The sequence below is a fragment of the Nitrosarchaeum koreense MY1 genome, assembly GCF_000220175.1.
In the GTDB taxonomy this organism is placed as follows: Archaea; Thermoproteota; Nitrososphaeria; order Nitrososphaerales; family Nitrosopumilaceae; genus Nitrosarchaeum; species Nitrosarchaeum koreense.
The window spans coordinates 696086-713314 of the sequence record NZ_AFPU01000001.1 but is presented as its reverse complement, the minus strand read 5'-3'; the positions used below and the strand labels follow the sequence as shown (position 1 = coordinate 713314).

At 33.5% G+C, this 17229-nt stretch carries 27 protein-coding genes; 24 read left to right on the top strand and 3 right to left on the bottom strand.

Going from position 1 to position 17229, the window contains the following annotated elements; all coding sequences use genetic code 11:
- Positions 1 to 123 precede the first annotated feature (123 nt).
- A complete protein-coding gene (locus MY1_RS04205) occupies positions 124 to 1272 on the top strand; it encodes an aminotransferase class I/II-fold pyridoxal phosphate-dependent enzyme (protein ID WP_007550471.1) in 1149 nt (382 codons plus the stop codon).
- Between the two features lie 73 nt (positions 1273 to 1345).
- Positions 1346 to 3058, top strand: a complete 1713-nt coding sequence (locus tag MY1_RS09395; RefSeq protein ID WP_052296744.1) for a sensor histidine kinase — start codon at positions 1346 to 1348, stop codon at positions 3056 to 3058.
- On the opposite strand, the gene MY1_RS04195 is transcribed toward MY1_RS09395, so the two are convergent.
- Positions 3047 to 3409: a response regulator gene (locus MY1_RS04195; protein ID WP_117439741.1), complete on the bottom strand. Its 363-nt coding sequence runs from the start codon at positions 3407 to 3409 to the stop codon at positions 3047 to 3049. The two genes, MY1_RS09395 and MY1_RS04195, sit on opposite strands and share 12 nt — an antisense overlap.
- A gap of 273 nt (positions 3410 to 3682) precedes the next feature.
- On the opposite strand from MY1_RS04195, the gene MY1_RS04190 reads away from it, so the two are divergent.
- The 3 genes from MY1_RS04190 (at position 3683) to MY1_RS04180 (ending at position 6284) form a co-directional block, all read left to right on the top strand.
- Entirely contained in the window at positions 3683 to 4417 is a 735-nt protein-coding gene (locus tag MY1_RS04190) for a cytochrome c biogenesis CcdA family protein (protein WP_007550466.1), read from the top strand.
- A gap of 4 nt (positions 4418 to 4421) precedes the next feature.
- Positions 4422 to 5531 carry a redoxin family protein gene (locus MY1_RS04185; protein ID WP_007550465.1) on the top strand — a complete coding sequence of 370 codons (1110 nt, stop codon included), beginning with the start codon at positions 4422 to 4424 and terminating at the stop codon, positions 5529 to 5531.
- A gap of 96 nt (positions 5532 to 5627) precedes the next feature.
- Entirely contained in the window at positions 5628 to 6284 is a 657-nt protein-coding gene (locus MY1_RS04180; RefSeq protein WP_048109676.1) for a Snf7 family protein, read from the top strand.
- 10 nt (positions 6285 to 6294) lie between these two features.
- Here the strand turns inward: MY1_RS04180 and MY1_RS04175 are convergent, their stop codons facing one another.
- Positions 6295 to 6636, bottom strand: a complete 342-nt coding sequence (locus MY1_RS04175; RefSeq protein WP_007550463.1) for a hypothetical protein — start codon at positions 6634 to 6636, stop codon at positions 6295 to 6297.
- 249 nt (positions 6637 to 6885) lie between these two features.
- On the bottom strand, positions 6886 to 7302 hold the full coding sequence (locus tag MY1_RS04170; protein ID WP_007550462.1) for a DUF371 domain-containing protein: 417 nt from the start codon (positions 7300 to 7302) through the stop codon (positions 6886 to 6888).
- Positions 7303 to 7354: 52 nt separating this feature from the next.
- Between MY1_RS04170 and MY1_RS04165 the strand changes: the two genes are divergently transcribed.
- From MY1_RS04165 to MY1_RS04075, 19 genes are all read left to right on the top strand, one after another.
- Positions 7355 to 8092, top strand: a complete 738-nt coding sequence (locus tag MY1_RS04165; RefSeq protein ID WP_007550461.1) for an archaeal proteasome endopeptidase complex subunit alpha — start codon at positions 7355 to 7357, stop codon at positions 8090 to 8092.
- 28 nt (positions 8093 to 8120) lie between these two features.
- Positions 8121 to 8933 carry a putative RNA uridine N3 methyltransferase gene (locus tag MY1_RS04160; protein ID WP_007550460.1) on the top strand — a complete coding sequence of 271 codons (813 nt, stop codon included), beginning with the start codon at positions 8121 to 8123 and terminating at the stop codon, positions 8931 to 8933.
- A 211-nt stretch (positions 8934 to 9144) separates the two neighbouring features.
- A complete protein-coding gene (locus MY1_RS04155) occupies positions 9145 to 10137 on the top strand; it encodes a 50S ribosomal protein L3 (RefSeq protein WP_007550459.1) in 993 nt (330 codons plus the stop codon).
- Entirely contained in the window at positions 10137 to 10949 is an 813-nt protein-coding gene (rplD, locus tag MY1_RS04150; protein WP_007550457.1) for a 50S ribosomal protein L4, read from the top strand. Before MY1_RS04155 ends, rplD begins: the two co-directional genes overlap by 1 nt.
- On the top strand, positions 10946 to 11212 hold the full coding sequence (locus MY1_RS04145) for a 50S ribosomal protein L23 (protein ID WP_007550456.1): 267 nt from the start codon (positions 10946 to 10948) through the stop codon (positions 11210 to 11212). The genes rplD and MY1_RS04145 overlap by 4 nt, the downstream gene beginning before the upstream one ends.
- Positions 11209 to 11652 (top strand): 30S ribosomal protein S19, encoded by a 444-nt coding sequence (locus MY1_RS04140; RefSeq protein ID WP_420835212.1) that lies wholly within the window; start codon positions 11209 to 11211, stop codon positions 11650 to 11652. Before MY1_RS04145 ends, MY1_RS04140 begins: the two co-directional genes overlap by 4 nt.
- Before the next feature lie 5 nt (positions 11653 to 11657).
- Positions 11658 to 12116 carry a 50S ribosomal protein L22 gene (locus MY1_RS04135; protein WP_007550454.1) on the top strand — a complete coding sequence of 153 codons (459 nt, stop codon included), beginning with the start codon at positions 11658 to 11660 and terminating at the stop codon, positions 12114 to 12116.
- Between the two features lies 1 nt (position 12117).
- Positions 12118 to 12873: a 30S ribosomal protein S3 gene (locus MY1_RS04130; RefSeq protein WP_007550453.1), complete on the top strand. Its 756-nt coding sequence runs from the start codon at positions 12118 to 12120 to the stop codon at positions 12871 to 12873.
- Positions 12870 to 13073 carry a 50S ribosomal protein L29 gene (gene rpmC / locus MY1_RS04125; RefSeq protein WP_007401547.1) on the top strand — a complete coding sequence of 68 codons (204 nt, stop codon included), beginning with the start codon at positions 12870 to 12872 and terminating at the stop codon, positions 13071 to 13073. Before MY1_RS04130 ends, rpmC begins: the two co-directional genes overlap by 4 nt.
- A complete protein-coding gene (locus MY1_RS04120; protein ID WP_007550451.1) occupies positions 13070 to 13336 on the top strand; it encodes a ribonuclease P protein component 1 in 267 nt (88 codons plus the stop codon). Before rpmC ends, MY1_RS04120 begins: the two co-directional genes overlap by 4 nt.
- The gene (locus MY1_RS04115; RefSeq protein ID WP_007550450.1) at positions 13333 to 13656 is read left to right on the top strand and encodes a 30S ribosomal protein S17; all 324 of its coding nucleotides are present in this window, start codon (positions 13333 to 13335) and stop codon (positions 13654 to 13656) included. The genes MY1_RS04120 and MY1_RS04115 overlap by 4 nt, the downstream gene beginning before the upstream one ends.
- A complete protein-coding gene (locus MY1_RS04110) occupies positions 13656 to 14078 on the top strand; it encodes a 50S ribosomal protein L14 (RefSeq protein WP_007550449.1) in 423 nt (140 codons plus the stop codon). The genes MY1_RS04115 and MY1_RS04110 overlap by 1 nt, the downstream gene beginning before the upstream one ends.
- Position 14079: 1 nt before the next feature.
- Positions 14080 to 14526, top strand: a complete 447-nt coding sequence (rplX, locus tag MY1_RS04105) for a 50S ribosomal protein L24 (protein WP_007550447.1) — start codon at positions 14080 to 14082, stop codon at positions 14524 to 14526.
- Positions 14526 to 15242 carry a 30S ribosomal protein S4e gene (locus MY1_RS04100; RefSeq protein ID WP_007550446.1) on the top strand — a complete coding sequence of 239 codons (717 nt, stop codon included), beginning with the start codon at positions 14526 to 14528 and terminating at the stop codon, positions 15240 to 15242. The genes rplX and MY1_RS04100 overlap by 1 nt, the downstream gene beginning before the upstream one ends.
- Positions 15243 to 15246: 4 nt before the next feature.
- Positions 15247 to 15768: a 50S ribosomal protein L5 gene (locus tag MY1_RS04095; protein ID WP_007550444.1), complete on the top strand. Its 522-nt coding sequence runs from the start codon at positions 15247 to 15249 to the stop codon at positions 15766 to 15768.
- Positions 15768 to 15947: a 30S ribosomal protein S14 gene (locus MY1_RS04090; RefSeq protein ID WP_007550443.1), complete on the top strand. Its 180-nt coding sequence runs from the start codon at positions 15768 to 15770 to the stop codon at positions 15945 to 15947. Before MY1_RS04095 ends, MY1_RS04090 begins: the two co-directional genes overlap by 1 nt.
- Positions 15948 to 15952: 5 nt before the next feature.
- On the top strand, positions 15953 to 16345 hold the full coding sequence (locus tag MY1_RS04085; RefSeq protein WP_007550442.1) for a 30S ribosomal protein S8: 393 nt from the start codon (positions 15953 to 15955) through the stop codon (positions 16343 to 16345).
- Positions 16335 to 16892 carry a 50S ribosomal protein L6 gene (locus MY1_RS04080; protein WP_007550441.1) on the top strand — a complete coding sequence of 186 codons (558 nt, stop codon included), beginning with the start codon at positions 16335 to 16337 and terminating at the stop codon, positions 16890 to 16892. The genes MY1_RS04085 and MY1_RS04080 overlap by 11 nt, the downstream gene beginning before the upstream one ends.
- 25 nt (positions 16893 to 16917) lie before the next feature.
- Positions 16918 to 17205, top strand: coding sequence for a hypothetical protein (locus tag MY1_RS04075; protein ID WP_007550440.1), 288 nt, complete (start codon positions 16918 to 16920; stop codon positions 17203 to 17205).
- Positions 17206 to 17229 lie beyond the last annotated feature (24 nt).

Sequence of the window (17229 nt, the reverse complement as noted above, 5' to 3'; positions counted from 1 at the left end):
ACAAAAATTTATGATATAAAAGACAGTGTGTTATAATTAAACAACACTAAAAATTCAAAACCAATAACATGCGTAACATCACAAAAATTAATAAAATAACAACAATGAGAAAAGAATTTACGCATGACTGATTTCAATTTGAAAGTGAGCAATAAATTAAATTTTGTAGATGTGGAATTAGAGCAAATTAAAGAAAATAACCTGTACAGGAAATTAAGAGACGTTAAAGTGAATAATGCATACATAACAATAAAAAATAAAAGACTGCTGAATCTTTGCTCAAATGATTATTTAGGCATACCAATTACAAAAATAAAAATAAATCAGATGCAATCAAGTTCAAGATTAGTTTCAGGAAACGATGAGATATATAAAAAATTAGAAGATAAACTTTCAAAACATAAATCAAAACAAGCAAGTTTAGTTTATCCAACAGGATACATGGCAAATTTAGGGGTAATTACAACAATTGCAAAAAAAGGAGATTTGATTTTAAGTGATGAATTAAATCATGCAAGCATAATAGAATCATGTAGGCTTTCAGGTGCAAAAATTTTAGTTTACAAACATAACGATATTGAAGACTTGACAAAAAAACTCAATCAACACGGCAAAAATAAATTAATCATCACAGAGGGGATTTTCAGCATGGATGGAGACTTTTCAAAGTTAAAGGAAATTACGGATGTGTCAGAAAGATCAAATGCAATCACAGTGTTAGATGATGCACATGGAGATTTTACAGTTGGAACAGATGGGAGGGGGACTCCAAATCATTTTAATGTTACAAAAAAAATCGACATATATATCAGCAGCCTTAGTAAAGGGCTAGGATCTTTTGGAGGATATGTTTCATCACAAAACAATGTAATAGATTTGTGCATAAATAAATCAAAATCATTCATATACACATCTGCACTTCCATCGTTTTTAATTCAGTATTCATTAAACAGAATGCAAATCAACAGAGAGAAACAAAGAAAGAAGCTAGCAAGAAACACTAGCATCTTGACAAACGGGTTGAAGCAATTAGGATATCAAATTAATTCAAAGACACACATAATTCCCATAGTTATTGGCAATGAAAAAATAGCCATGGATTTTGGAAAATTCCTTCTTAAAAAGGGAGTGTTTGCGCAGCCAATTAGATATCCAACAGTGCCAAAAAACAAAGCTAGGTTAAGAATCTCAGTCACAGCATGGCTATCTAAAAAGAATATTGACGATGCATTGAATATTTTTGAACAGGCTCAAAAAAAATTCAAAATATGAATAACGTCGGCACACATCCAAAATATTATATCATAACATTGGACAAATTCAAAATGAGGCCATACTTCTAAATTTGGAAAGAAACGAAAAAAAAATACGCATTAATAACAAAATTATATTTGGTTGCATAATTTTTGCACTAGTTTCATTATACGGCGTCAATGATGTAGTAAGCATCGAATATTTTTCAAAGTATATCTCATTACCAATCTACACTATAATTACAGGAGTTCTGATAATTATGGCCACATGGGCATTATCAAGTGCTGACAGAATAAGTGAAATTAGTAAAAAATCACTTGTTTTTCTAGTTTTATCATTTTGTTCATGGTTTGCAGCAGAACAGATGTGGAATTTGTATGAGCATGTTTTATTTGTTGATCCTTATCCATCTATTGCAGACCTTTTCTATATTATAGCACCAATTTTCATGTTTATCTCATTAGTAATTTTCTTAAAACCATTACGTGATCACATAAAGAAAAAACACATCGCATTTGCCATCATAGTATCAACATCAATTTTAATTCCTATTTTAGCAATTACTTTTCAAGCTAATATAGAAACTGAATTTTTTGAAATTGCAGTTGCGCTAATTTACCCCATTGTTGATGCAATTTTATTAATTCCTGCAATAATCTCAATAATTTTGTCATTCAAAATTAATAAGAATTCTTTTTGGACATTAATTTTAATCGGTATTGTAAGTTTCATTATAGCTGATAATCTATACTTGATTTTAGTTATTGATGATGCATATTTTGATGGACATCCGATAGATATTTTGTGGTTGATTAGTTACGTAGCATGGAGTTTTGCAATGTATAAATTAATTCAAAATTCTAAAAGAAATAAACCCGAAAAATATCAAAACAACGATGAACCAGTCACAGCAAAAAATATCGCAACATATGGAATTAATCTAGTACTTGTTTTGATAATTGTTACAACAATTGCAGTTCTGTTTGCGTTAAACTATTTTTGGAGCATTGAACAAAGTGGAAATTTCATGATGTTCTTTTCGCTAGTCCTAATAACATTACTAGTCGTATTTTCAAGCATAATTGTAATCTTAAATTCAAAACTAACCAATGCACTTGATACAAAAAATGTAAAGATAGACAATCTAACAAACGAATTGATTAAATCAGAAAGATTATCCGCAATAGGAGAACTTGCAGCTAGACTGTCTCATGATTTACGAAACCCATTAAGCGTAATTAAATCATCAGTAGAAATATCATTAATACGAAATAAAGAGTCACTATCTCCAAAAGATCATGAAAGCATACAACGAATTAATAATGCAATACAACGAATGACCAATCAAATTGAAGATGTTTTGGATTATGTAAAAACAACAGAACTTCAAAAGAAACGAATGTCAATAAAATCTTGTCTTACAAACATTGTTAATGAACTGCAATCAAATAAAATAAACATCAAGATGCCAGACAATGACCTAACAGTTTTAGCAGATGAAGGGAAATTAGAAATTGTTTTTTCAAATCTAATAAAAAATGCAATGGATGCAATTGGAGATAATCCAGGAACTATAGAAATCAAATCCCATGATGAAGAAAAGGATATAGTTATAGACGTAATCGATTCAGGTTCAGGAATCAGTGAATATGATATGAATAAAATTTTTGAGCCACTTTACACCACTAAGCAAACTGGTACTGGTCTAGGATTGGTAAGTTGTAAAAATATCATAGAACAGCATGGTGGAAAAATATCAGTAAAAAATAACCCAACTACATTTACAATAACATTACCAAAATGATTTTTCCATAATCAGTTTAACTAGTTGATCAATATCAATGGGTTTAGCAATAATTTTGGTATTGGGATATCTGTAAATTTTATCACGTGTTGTTTGTGATTGATCTGCAGTTATCATTATCACTTTGGCACTTGAATCAATATTTTTAATATGTTCCAAACCATACATCCCATCAAAATTAGGCATCATCATATCCATCAATATTAGATCAGGTTTATGCTGAGAAAATTTTTGTACAGCGTCATGCCCGTTAACTCCCTTTGCTAGAACTTCAACCCCCTTTAATTCAAGCAGATCAGATAAAGCATCACGACTATCAGGATCATCATCAACAACAAGAACGCTAGGCAATGAAATCAATAATTTGATTGCACAATAATAATATTAGTTAAAAAAAAAATTTAATGTTTATTTGAAATATAGATAATCGCATTAACGAAGCGAATCAAATCCACCGATTGCAGGAGAGCCAATTAGTACGGCAAGAATAACAATAATTCCCAAGGCAACACCCACAAGAATGAATCGCTTATTCATAATAAAACAAATTTTATCTTAGATAAAAATGAAATGGACTTGCAGATTTGGAACAATCCTTTAAAAGAAAAATTACCAAATTAATTCATGGTAGAAGTTACACTTGCGGTGGCAGCATTAGCAGGGTTAGCTTCATTTGTTGCTCCATGCATACTACCTATGATTCCAGCATTTCTAGCATACATTTCAGGAACTACACTAAGCGATCTTAATCAAAATAAAGGAAGCAAAACAGTTACAATTAACAGAACAAACATCATATTGAATTCAGTATTTTTTGTTCTTGGATTTTCAGTTGTATTTTCTACATTAGGGGTAGTAATTAACAGCATATTAGCAAGTACGGTTGGTGAAGTAATTGAAGTATTAAATCAGATAGGTGGAATTATCATTGTAAGTTTTGGAATTTTTCTGATATTATCTACAAAAATCAGTAAGCTAAATGTTGAAAAAAAAATCTTACCTAAACGAACTAAAGCAAGCTTTCCACTGTCTTTTGTGTTTGGATTAGCATTTGCTGTAGGTTGGACTCCATGTGTAGGGCCTATTTTGGGAACTATCCTAACTCTTGCAGCAACAACACCATCTGTTGCTTTCAATTTACTGCTAGTATACTCTCTAGGTCTAGGCATACCATTCATCCTAATGGGCGTATTTTATTCAAGAGCAAGTAAAATAATAAAAATTATGAGCAGACACTTAAAATTCTACAACATAATTTTAGGTTCATTCATCATACTTTTGGGAGTTTTAGTATTTACAAATCAATTGGCATACATTGCTAATTTTCCATTACTCAATGAGTTATTACTTTGGAGTTGACTAGATGAAATCAGAAATTAAAACTGCAATTATTTTTGGAATGATCATAATAGGTATTGTAGGAACAATCAGCGTACTATTATCTTCAATAAATTCAGATATACAAACATCCGATAGTTCGCTTGAAACAAACGCTGTAAATAGCATAGATAAATCAAAGTTTAAAAAAGCGCCACAAATTGTAGGAATTGCAAATTATTTTAACACAACGCCAGAAGAGTTGGCAAAAGAAATGAAAGGGAAGGTTGTGCTGTATGACATATGGACGTATAGTTGCATTAACTGTGTAAGAACCCTCCCATACATTGTTGCATGGAATGAAAAATATTCAGATGAAGGATTGCTAATAATAGGAATTCATTCTCCTGAATTTGAATTTGAAAAAATTCCTGAAAATGTGGAATCTGCAATCATCAAACATGGAATAAAGTATCCCGTTGTAATGGATAACGACATGGCAACATGGAAAGCGTTTGAAAATCGATATTGGCCTAGAAAATACATTGCAGACGATGAAGGATACATAAGATATGATCATATTGGAGAGGGAGATTACAAGGAGACAGAAAAAGTAATTCAATCATTACTAAAAGAAAGGGCAATGAATTTAGGATTACAAATTAACTCTACTGAAAGACTGGTCGACATTAAAGAGTTTGAGCATTCAAATTTTAGAACACCAGAGTTGTATTTTGGGTATGATTTTGCTCAAGGCAGAAATCAGCTGGGAAGTAACGAAGGATTCAATCCAGAAAAGACAGTAACATACTCTGAACCAAATAATATCGAATTACATAAATTTTATCCAGTAGGAGAATGGAAAAACCTAGAAGACAGCATGGAGCTAGTTTCAAACAACGGTTCAATCAAACTGCATTATAATGCAAAAGAAGTAAATATCGTTACAGCTAATATGGCAAAATTAGAGATACTCCTTGACGGGTTGCCTATCTCAAAAGATTATGCAGGTACGGATGTAAACGAAGATGGTAAAATTACAGTTTCAGGAGCAGGACTGTACAACATTGTAAACAGTAATGAGCCTTCATCGCACATATTGGAAATCAGGATAAGCGAACCTGGATTTCAGATGTACACATTTACGTTTGGATAGAGTGTAACTCAAGTCCCATGTTACCATGGATACACATAGAAGAGTGACAAATTCATTTAAAACAAAAAACTACACCCATAATGGGGAAATGAAGATTTGATAAGTAACTCATGGAATAAAACCGAAGGGGAAAGCATTTCTCAACGAGTAATGGGAAAAGTAAGACCGGATATTCCATTAAAATCCAGAATTGAAGAAGCGCAAAGAAAATTACAATTTCAAATAAGCAAATTAGAAGGGATTAATGAAAAACTACAAAAAAAACATGACGGAATTTTTGAGAAAGTAGTCAATGCCCAAAAAACACACAACAATGCATATGCACAAGCATATGCAAACGAGCTTGTCCAAGTTAGAAAAATGAAAAACATGGTAAGCGGGGCAAAATTATCAATGGAGCAAATTCAGTTAAGACTCAATACAGTGTCTGAACTTGGAGATGTAGTAGTTACACTTAGTCCATGTATGTCAATAATCAAAGGATTGAGTCCTTCACTAAGCGGCATCATGCCAGAAGCAACATCATCTATGCAAGACTTGTCACAAATATTGGGAGATGTAATGAGTGGATCATCGATGGAAGGAAATGATTTGATGAGTCTTGGAAATACAAATAACAATGCAGACACATTGGCAATTCTTGAAGAGGCACATTCTATAATTGCAGGACAAACCAAATCATCAATACCAGATATTCCAGACACACTAAAACAAGGCACACCCCAAAGAAGAACATCAGATGTTTTAATCTAAAAGTTTGGCATTATTTTATTTTCTTTTTACTTTTTTGAATTAAAATTTTTTTGATTCTAGATATGGTCGGATAACTGTAACCTCTCCGACGATAATTTGCAATCATCATCTTCCAATTTTTTAATCTCCATTGGGCCTGTTCAGAAGTAACAGAATGTACCTCTTTTTGGATAATGCTTTTTCTGCCAACTTTTAATGTCCCAGAGTCTTTAGCAGACCATCTGTTTTTAGCGAATTTTAGACCAGATAAAATATCATTAATGGGCATTTCTTTGAAATATTCTCGTATTTTTTTTAGCTCAATTTCAGTTGGTTCCTCAGAGGTTTGCAATTCAATCACAGGTTTTTGCATGAAGTCTGTAAGAGCAGGTAGTTTATGAAATCCATGCTAAATCAGAATTAACCAAAGTAGAAAATAATTGAAAAATAATACCGCAAATTAGCAGTCAATCACTGCCAAGCTAGAGTTTTTACAAATTTCCATATATAACGCGGTTCCAAAAATTATCACACCAAATATTATCAGAGGAATTAGAATGAAAATTTTTGTTTTTAGACCCATGTATTACGTTAAACTAATTGATATAAAATTGTCACATGTTTAGTCGATCATTATTGTAAATGTGCCCCTAGTGTCAGGGTTTTGCAATAAAGAGATCATCTCTCTGGGCATAAGATCCGATGCCTTATCACACTTTACAGCCAATGTTCTTGGACAGACAAAATTACTTTTTCGTATCACAATATCTTCATGATGAGTAAGAATTAGATCCTCGTGACCTCTTCCTTTGACAATAAATTCATGTGAGCCTACTTTAATTGAAAAGTTAACTTTTGAATTTGGGTTTTGTAATTTTTTTTTAATTGAATCAGGTAAATCAGCACAGCTAGCAGAAGCATTGACACCAATGATACAATCGCCACTTGGAGTGAGATGGGATTCTTTTGTAATTTCAATTGTTTTCTGATGATTTGATCGTATATTTTCATGACCAGAAAATTGAATCTCAAATCGCATGGGAAGGGAGGGCACCAAAGCTTAAATTAAACTTTCAAAGCATTGAAATCAAATGCTTCCTGCACAACAAGGCTACGATAGAGCCATTACAGTATTTTCACCAGACGGCAGGCTATACCAAGTAGAATACGCTATTGAGACTGTACGTAGAGGAACTATCGCAGTTGGAATAAAATCTAAAGAAGGAATCGTAATTGCAGTAGAAGAAAAACCAAGAAAATTACAGATTACAGATGTTGCACAAAAAATATTTCAAATTGATGATCATATAGGAGTAGCAGCAGCAGGATACATTCCAGATGCTAGAAGTCAGGTAGATAATGCCAGATTCTTTTCTCAAAGTAACAAGATGATTTATGATGAAGCTGTTGAAGTTGAAACAATTGCAAAACATTTAGCTGATCAATCTCAACAATATACACAGTATGCAGGTGTAAGACCATATGGTGTTGCATTAATTTTGGGAGGGGTGGTAAATAACAACACACAGCTTTACCTCACAGATCCAAGTGGGACATACATTTCATACGACGCAATTGCAATTGGATCTGGTTCTGATCAAGTAACAGACTTTTTAGAAAAAACATACAATCATGAATTGTCAATAGAAGATGCATCAGTGTTAGCATCTGCAGCAATTTATCTATCTAGTGAAGATAGAGAAGGAACAAGCCATATCAGAATGGCACAGATTAAAACTAAAACAGAGACATTTGAATTAGTCTCAGATGAGCAGATTGCAAAATATGCAAAAACTGCTAAAGAGAAATATCCTCACGAAAAGAAATAACCATAGTCACATGTGAGATTTAATTACGTTGAAAATTTCTGTTGCAATCCCTGAATCAGCATTATCTGATGAATCCTTAAAGCTAGATAAGACACGGAAGATATCGGTACTTGCAAGAGCTTGTGCAATTTTTAAAATAGATACAATTTATGTTTACCAAGAAGGAAATTATAGAGAAGACGGTAATTTACTTGTAACAATTTTAAGATATCTTGAGACTCCTCAATTTTTACGAAGACGATTATTCCCAAAGATGAATGAACTGAAGTTTGCAGGTGTGTTGTATCCGTTAAAAATTCCTAGTCACTCAACACCAGCAAATTCCAAAAAAATTAACGTTGGAGATGTAAGAGAAGGAGTAATAGTAAGTCTAAAGGGTAAAAAATTCATTGATGTTGGAATTAATGAATTAATACCATTTTTTGGAAAAGAAAATGTCGGTAAAAGAGCAACCGTCCAATTCAAGACAGGATATCCAGATTTTTCAGTTAAAGAAATTCAAAGAAATGAAACCTCGTTATACTGGGGTTATGCAGTTAAAGAGAGAGCAAGCTTATTTTCATTGTTAACTGAATGGCAAGGAAACATCATAATTACTTCAAGAAAGGGGAGAACAGCAACAAAAGAACAATTAACAAAATATCTAAGCTCAGATCTTCCTATTTTAGTGGTATTTGGCTCACCTGAAAAAGGAGTTCATGAAATATTGGGAGGTAAAATGAAGAACGTTCAGAATGCAAAAACATTGAATTTCTTTCCAAACCAAGCAACAGAAACTGTACGTCTAGATGAAGCACTTTTAGGAACATTATCAATAATTAATGCATACAAAATAGGGTGATACAAAATGGCAGAAAAAAGAAATTTCTTAATTTTAGCAATGGGGTTGGGAGCAGTAGGAGTAATCATCGGAGCAGTAACAATTTGGAATTATGCAAATAATTTGATATCGCCATGATCATATTAGAAATAGTTCGTTAACCACTTAATTTTTACAAGTTAACGATATCTCACATGGTTTATTAGACGGTTGAAGACGACTTCGATTTAACATGGGTCATCGAAAATACGCGCAACCACGTAGAGGTAGTGCAGCATACTATCCAAGAGGACGTGCCAAAAGTATGGAAGCACGTATCAGAACATGGCCAAAAAACAATTCTGATGAACCAAAAATTTTAGCACATTGCGGTTTCAAAGCAGGCTGTGTTCAACTAGTCACCATTGATGATCGTGAAAAGACTCCAAATGCAGGAAAGCAACTTGTAAGTCTTGGAACAGTGTTAGTAACTCCACCAGTTTCAATATTAGGAGTTAGAGGGTATTCAAAAGATCATTACGGATTACATGCAGAATTTGACGTATATGCAAAAGAATTTCCAAAAAACATATCTAAAGAAATTAATTTTAAAAATAAAGAAGGCGCAATGGAAAATGCAGAAAAAATACTCGGCAGAGTCAAAGAAATTTTTGCAATAGTTGCTGTATCTCCACGTGATGCCGGATTAGAACAAAAAAAGCCGTACATCTTTGAAGCTTTAGTTAGTGGCGGTGACATCAAAAAACAATTTGCACATGTAAAAGAACTATTAGGAAAAGAAATTAAAATTGATCAAATTTTTGAAACAGGAGCAACAATTGATGTTGCAGCAATTACAAAAGGCAAAGGATGGCAAGGAGTCATACAAAGATTTGGGGTAAAGAAAAAACAACACAAGTCAAGAAAGACAGTTAGAGAAGTTGCATCACTAGGTCCAATTTCACCAGCTAGTGTCATGTATTCAGTCCCAAGAGCAGGTCAAATGGGATTTCATCAAAGAACAGAATATGACAAAAGAATAATGGTAATTGGCAATACAGAAAACAATCAAATAAAAATAAATCCAGATGGCGGGTACAAACACTTTGGTTTAGTAAAAGGAGATTTTATTATTCTAAAAGGCTCAGTTCCAGGAACATATAGAAGATTAATCAAGCTAAGAAGTCAGATTAGAAACGCACCAGTGAAAATCACCAAGCCAAATATTTTGGAGGTAGTAATCTAATGAAAACATCATTATTAACAATAAAGGGAACCAAGGATAGCGAAGTTGAATTACCATTAATCTTTTCAACTCCATTTAGGGCTGAACTTATTCACAAGGCATTTACAAATTTGACATCACATAAATTCCAACCACAGGGAAGACATCCAACTGCAGGTATGGATGTAGTGGCAAGATCAAACGATCCACCAACAGGACAACATCAAGCACGTATTGCAAAGATGAAAGGTGGTGGTGGTGGAAGACAAGGTCAAGCAGGTGGTGTTGCTTCAGTAAGAGGTGGCAGACAAGCTCATCCTCCAATAGTTGAAAGAGTAATTTTTAAGAAATTAAACAAGAAAGAAAACAAGCTAGCTTTTTGTTCTGCAATAGCTGCAACTGCTTCAAAAGACTTGATTAAATCAAGGGGCCACAAAATAGAAGGCATTGAATCATTCCCAATTGTTGTAACAAATGACATTGAATCAATTTCAAAAGCAAGCGATATTTTCAAAGTGTTAGAAGATCTAAAATTGATGAAAGACGTAGAAAGACTTCAAGCAAGAAAACCACGTACTGGAAAATCATCACTTAGAGGCAGAAGCAAAAAAGTAGGAAAGAGCGTATTGTTTGTCACAAAAGATGCATCAAAAATTAGCAAAGCATGTGGCGCATTACCAGGAGTTGAGGTAAGATCTGTAAAAGAATTGAGTGTATTAGATTTGGCACCAGGTTCTGATCCAATTAGATTAACAGTGTATTCAAAAGCAGCAATAGAAGAGATTGCAAAGATAAAATCAACACATCTAGAATTAATGGTGAAAGTAAGATGAACGTAGATCAAGCAAGCAAAATTATTTTGAAACCATACATTACTGAAAAAACATTTGCGATGGTAGAAAATGAAAGCAAAATTTGCTTTATTGTAGAGAGATCAGCAAGCAAACCACAGATAATTGAAGCTGTAAATGCATTATACAATCAAAAAGCTACTCAAGTAAACACAGCAAGAACAATTTACGGTAAAAAGGCATTTGTTCAATTTGAAAGTACAGAAAAAGCCAGAGACTTGGCCACAAAGATAGGAATGCTATAATATGGACAATAAGGCTTCACCAATACAAAGAGAGGATAAGTAAGATGGTCAAAGAATTTCTATATCGAGGATTACCAAAAGAGGATCTAGACAACATGTCACTAGAGAAATTATTTTTAATATTTAATTCCAGACAAAGACGTTCACTTACACGTGGAATTACAGATGACAAGAGAAAACTGATTGAAGAAATAAAATCCGCAAAAGCTGGAAAAACAAAAAATCCAATCAAAACTCATTCTAGAGATTTAATTATTCTACCATATATGGTAGGTGTTACAGTAAATATTTTTTCAGGAAAGGAATTCACTCCAGTTTTAATTAAAACTGAAATGATAGGACATTATCTTGGAGAATATGTCATAACAAACAAAAGAGTTCAACATGGTGCACCGGGTGTCGGCGCATCAAGATCCAGTCTCTACGTACCATTAAAGTGATTATCATGGGCAGATTCAAATACGCATTCCAAAATTTTGACGCAACTAAACATGTTCGTTCTTCACTAAGAGAAAAAGACATCTCACATAAACATGCACGTGAAGTAGCAGTTGCAATTAAAGGACTGTCAATTGAAAGAGCCAGAGACTATCTTCAAGCAGTAGTCAATAAAGAAAGAGCAATTGCATTTAGAAGATTCAACAATCAAGTTGGTCATAGATCAGATCCTGGAATGATGTCTGGTCGTTATCCACAAAAAACAGTAAAAGAATTCATCAAGGTATTAGATAATTTAGAATCAAATGCAGAATACAAGGGAATGGATTTAGATAGATTAAAAATTGTAAACGCAACAGTTCACAAAGGCGTGATTGTAAAACGATTTATTCCAAGAGCAATGGGAAGGGCCACTCCAAAAAATAACGTGTTAACACATGTAGAATTGGTGGCACAGGAGATATAACATGTCAGCCGTAAAAAATGTAATTAAAGACAACTACAACATGATGCTTCTCAAAGATTACTTGAGAGTAGCAATTAAAGATGCAGGATTTTCACATGCAGAAATTTCAAAAACACCGATGGGAACAAGAGTAGCCTTACATGTAACACGACCTGGAATAGTTATCGGAAGAAAAGGTTCTGGAATTAGAGAATTAACAGATAAACTTGCAACTGATTTTAAATTAAAAAATCCACAGATATCAGTAGTTGAAATAGCAAAACCAGAGCTATCACCAAGTGTAATGTGCAACAGAATGGCATCACACTTGGAGCGAGGTACAGCATTTAGAAGAGCTACAATGTGGACATTAAAACAAATTATGGATAATGGAGCTATGGGAGTTCAAATTACAATCTCAGGAAAATTACGAGGAGATCGTTCAGCATTTGAAAAACACAGTGCAGGAATTTTACCAAGAGCAGGACACCATGCAGAGGTAATTGTTGATGAGGATATTGCACACGTTAAAACTGCAATGGGATTAATCGGAATTAGAATAAGAATTGCAATTAATGAAAAATTCGTTCCAGAATTCGAATTAAAAACACAAAAACCAAAGAAAGCAAAACAAATCAAAGACAAAGACACTGGAAAGATGAGAGACGAAACAGAGGTAGAACGCAAAGCAAGAACAGAATCTGAACAAATTGCAATTGAAGAAGAAAAGATGAAGGAGCTTGAAACACTAGAGGAAGAGGAGGCAAAACTACTATGACCAGACTATCGATGAAAACAATCAGAGAATTAAATGAAAAAGATCTTAAAAGTAAAATTCAAGAAACAAGAAGCGAACTTGCAAAACTAAGAGTAGATGGTTCTAAAGGAACATTAAGAAAAGAAAGTGGAAAATTAAAACCATTAAGACACGACATTGCAAGAATGATGACTAGAGTAAATGAGTTGAAAAAGAAATGATCACAGAGCAAAACATAACATCACATGAATTAATTGGATTACACACAGAGATCACTGAATCATCTAATTCACAAATTATAGGATTAAATGGAACAATTACAGATGAAACAAAATCAATGATAATAATGGACACCAAAAATGGAACTAAAATGATTGCAAAATCTAACAATAGTTGGAAATTTACCTTAGACGGTAAAGATATTATTGTAAACGGTATGCAAATTGCAAAAAGATCATTTGACAGAATAGGAGGAAGGGCTTGACATTAAACATTGGATTAAAAGTAAAGGCACCAAGCAGAGAATGCACAGACGCACATTGTCCATTTCATGGAAAGCTATCAGTTAGAGGAAAATTATTTGATGGTAAAGTTACAAGCAACAAAGCAAAACAGACAATCACATTACAAAAAGAATCACCAATTTACTATCTAAAATTCAAAAGATATGCAAGAAGTAAAAACACAATCCATGCACATGTACCAGAATGCATCGATGTTCAAACCGGTGATCATGTATTGACTGCAGAATGTAGACCAATATCAAAATCAGTATCATATGTAGTAGTAGAGGTTAAAGCATAATGGCAAAACAAGCAGGTAAAGGAGTATCAGAATTTCGTCCTCGAGTAACAAAAGCAATTCCAATAGGAGCACAAATAGTATGTGCGGACAATACAGGTGCAAAAATTTTAGAGATTGTTATGGTACAAAGACATCATACAAGACATGCACAATTAGCAGCTGCATCAGTTGGAGACTTTTGCAATGTTGTTGTAAAAAAAGGTCCTGCAGAATTAAGAAAGCAGGTGTATGGTGCAGTTATAATTAGACAGAAATATGCAGTTCGCAGATTAAATGGCGTAAGAGTGTGCTTTGAAGACAATGCAGCAGTGTTGATTACTCCAGAAGGAGAAGTCAAAGGAACTGACATCAAAGGACCGGTTGCAGCAGAAGCTTCAGAAAAATGGCCAAGAGTAGCTAATTTGGCATCAATGGTGGTATAAAATGAAACCAACAAAAATGCGTAACAGTTTGATCTACAAGGCAACATTTCATACTAGAAGCAAACAGCTTGGAAGTCAATTATCAGATGATCTTCGTAAAAAATATGGTAAAAAAAGCGTCAGAGTAATCGAAGGAGATAGCATAAAAATTGTAAGAGGAGAGTTCAAAGGAGTAGATGGAAAAGTATCCAAAGTTTCCACTAAGAAAAGCAGTGTAGCTATAGAAGGAGTTAAAAAAGAAAAGACAAAAGGAGACAAATTTGACGTCTACATACACACATCAAACCTTGTAGTTACAGGATTAAACACAGACGATAAATGGAGAATTTCAAAATTAGAAGGCAAAAAACCAACTGAAAAACCAAAAGCAGTGGAAAAAACAAAGAAAGAAGAGGCAACTAAAGAAACATTAGTACCTAAAAAAGGAAAAAAGGAAGTTGAAAAATAATGGTCAGCATATCTGGAAGTAAAAAACTCAAAAGACAAATGGCCCCTCAATTCTGGGGAATTAAGAGAAAAGACAAACGATTTGTAATTACAGTCAGACCAGGACCACATAAAAAAGAATATTCAGTACCAACTGCAGTATTTCTAAGAGACGTATTAAAAATTGTAACAACATTAAGAGAGGCAAAGGCAGCAATCTATTCTGGCAAAGTGAAAATCGACGGAGTTGTTAGAAAATCACTTCATCATGCAATTGGATTGATGGATGTTGTAGAATTAGAAAATGTTCCAGAAGTTTATCGTCTAGTTCCAATGGAAGGAAAATTACTAAAACCATTACAGATTAAAGAGTCAGAAAAAACAAAAAAACTAGTCAGAGTTACAAGTAAAACAACAATTAGCAAAGGCAGAATGCAAATAGGATTTCATGACGGCCGTTCGACAATTTCAGATATCAAGGTAAATGTCGGAGACACGTGTTTAATTCAAATTCCAGATCAAAAAATTCTTGAAGTTATAAAATTGGAAAAAGGTGCACATGTTTTGGTTACTCGCGGTATTAACGCAGGACAGATGGGAACAATCGAAACCATTGAAGAAGGAACTTACATTTTACCTAAACGTGTAGTGCTAGTTTTAGGCGATAGAAAGATCGAAATTCCAACAGATATCATACTAGTAGTAGGAAAACAGGAGCCTCTAATTCAAATAAAGTGATCATATGTCCCAAGTAACAGAATCCCCAATGAAGAAAATAACTTTAGAAAAAGTTGTCCTAAACATGGGTTTAGGAAAATCGGGCGATATTATTGTAGTAGCAAAAAAAGCACTGGATCATATCTCAGGTAAAAAATCATCTGCACGTGAGGCAAAAGAAACACAAAGAGAATGGGGAGTTAGACAAGGAGAACCAATAGGAGTTGCAGTTACAGTAAGAGGACAAGATGCACGTGATTTGTTAAAACGATTACTTGATGCAAAAGCTAATCAGATAAACGGTAAATCATTTGATAATTTTGGAAACTTTTCATTTGGAATTAAAGAACACATCGATATACCAGGAGTAAAATATGATCCACAAGTTGGAATTTTAGGTCTAGGAATTTCAGTGACTTTAACAAGACCAGGATATGGAATTAGAAAAAGAAGCAAACACAAAGCAAGTGTTGGAAAATCACACACGATTAAAAGTCAGGAAGCAAAGGATTATCTAGTAAAGGAGTTTGGAGTCACGATAGTATAATGGCAAAAGATAGATCATACGAAGCAACTGGAAGAAAGAAACACGATTTTGGAAGAGGTTCCAAATGGTGTAAACGATGTGGAGATTATACAGCTGTAATTCAAAAATATGAGTTAATGTTATGCAGACGATGCTTTAGAGAAGTAGCAACATCTTTAGGTTTTAGGAAAAATATGTGATATAAATGCCAGCACAGAACATCTTAGCAAATCTATTTGTAACTTTATACAATAATGAAGCAAGAAGAAAAAGCGATTGCATAATTCTTCCAACTTCAAAGTTAGGAATTGAAGTACTCAAAACACTTCAGAAAGATGGATACATTGGAGAGTTTGAACATATTGACGATAAAAGAGGCGGAAAATTCAAAATCGAATTATTAGCAAAAATTACAAAATGTGGTGCAATTTCACCAAGATTCAAAGTAAAAAATACAGAGTATAATGATTGGGAACAACAATACTTGCCAGCTTACAACAGAGGAATGCTACTAGTAACAACAAATCAAGGAGTCATGTCACATCATGATGCCGTAAACAAAGGATTGGGAGGATTTTTGATAGGATATGTCTACTGAGCAAATTGAAAAATTCCAAGAAGTGGTAGATATACCAGCAGGGGTTAAAGTAACATTAAAGAAAAACATGATGCATTTTGAAGGCCCACTAGGTAAAACTCACAAAAACTTTAGAAACATTCCAGTAAACATTGAAATCAAAGAAGGCAAAGTCATACTAAAATCACAAGGATATAGAAAAAGAGACTATTCCATACTCCATACTGCAAGATCAGTCATCAGAAATCTTTGCGAAGGTTTGGTAGTTGGATATACAATTAAAATGAAAATAGCATTTGCACACTTTCCAATTACAGTAAAGGTACAAGACAGAACTGTTTTAATTGAAAACTTCCAAGGGGAGAGATCATCTAGAATTACAAAAATCATAGGAAACACAAAAGTAGTTCCAAAAGGCGAAGATGTAATTTTAACAGGAGAGGTATGGAATCACATTACTCAAACAGCTGCAAACATCGAGCTTCGCAGTAAAGTAAAAGACAAAGATCACAGAGTCTTCTTAGATGGCGTTTACGTATATGAGAAGAAAAAAGGAATAGAAAAGTAAGATTTCCAAATATCAATTATACCTCATGACCCTTGATCCTGAATTTTCAAAACAGACTTCATCATTAATTGAACAAACTTTAGAGTTATACAAAACAGCTGGTGCATCACCAAGAGTAGGAGAACTTTGGAATTGTCAAAATGTAGGAGATTTTCTTTGTGGGTTTTTTGTTGGAGAGATGGTAGGTTCTGCATTAAGTGCATTTCAGATTGTACACAAACGTGAACCGACAGCAGATGAACATATGGAGATAATTGAACTTGTTGAAAATCATTCCAAAGAGATTAAAGAATTCTTTGCAAAATTCAACTAAAGACATTCGAGTTTAAGATAAAGT